Here is a 573-nt window from a genome sequence, read left to right on the forward strand (position 1 = left end):
AATAACCCCCAAACAAAAGTTGGCCCTGGCGGCCTGACCTCTATTTTTGGTAAGTGCTAAAAGTGGGGGGATTACCAAGTGATGCTGCTAATCGCTAAAATTCTAGCGTAAATTTTGTCAAAGGATGAGCCATGGAAGATGAGAAGGTCAATGTGTTCAAGGTGAATGTTGGAGTCGGGTTTATGGGCATGACCTCTGTCAGCACATCAATGGATGAAAATTCAAAGAAAACATTGATAGAACGCCATGGCTCTATGGTTAGTAATCTTATCCCTTCCGTGATCGTCATTTGTGAAGATGATTTAGCCAAAACTATTCTCGGGATGGTCGCCCATGAGTCGAAAGGGTCGTACAAAGTCATCACAGCGGGTGCATGGGATAACATGCCAACGCTCATGTATGGTATCTATGTATATCGCGAGCAGCTAAAGGCGTCTGGGGATAATAGATTCCTTGAGGTTGTGTGCGTGACTGATGGCGATATTCATAACGACAAGCTTAGGCTCTGTACGTAAACCCAAGAAATACGATTTTCTGTAAAATACACCGCCATTAAAGCCAGGAGGCCAAGAT

The 573-nt window shown here is 44.2% G+C and carries 1 protein-coding gene; it reads left to right on the top strand.

Annotated features, from left to right (window positions below):
* Positions 1 to 131: 131 nt before the first annotated feature.
* The gene (locus CJF39_RS22640) at positions 132 to 515 is read left to right on the top strand and encodes a hypothetical protein (RefSeq protein ID WP_094995380.1); all 384 of its coding nucleotides are present in this window, start codon (positions 132 to 134) and stop codon (positions 513 to 515) included.
* The last annotated feature ends 58 nt before the right edge of the window (positions 516 to 573 follow it).

It is taken from the genome of Pseudomonas lundensis, from assembly GCF_002269125.1.
Lineage (GTDB): Bacteria > Pseudomonadota > Gammaproteobacteria > Pseudomonadales > Pseudomonadaceae > Aquipseudomonas > Aquipseudomonas lundensis_A.

Bases quoted from the DNA above. Each gene is read 5' to 3' on its own strand.
- CJF39_RS22640 (WP_094995380.1), top strand. From the start codon at position 132: ATGGAAGATGAGAAGGTCAATGTGTTCAAGGTGAATGTTGGAGTCGGG.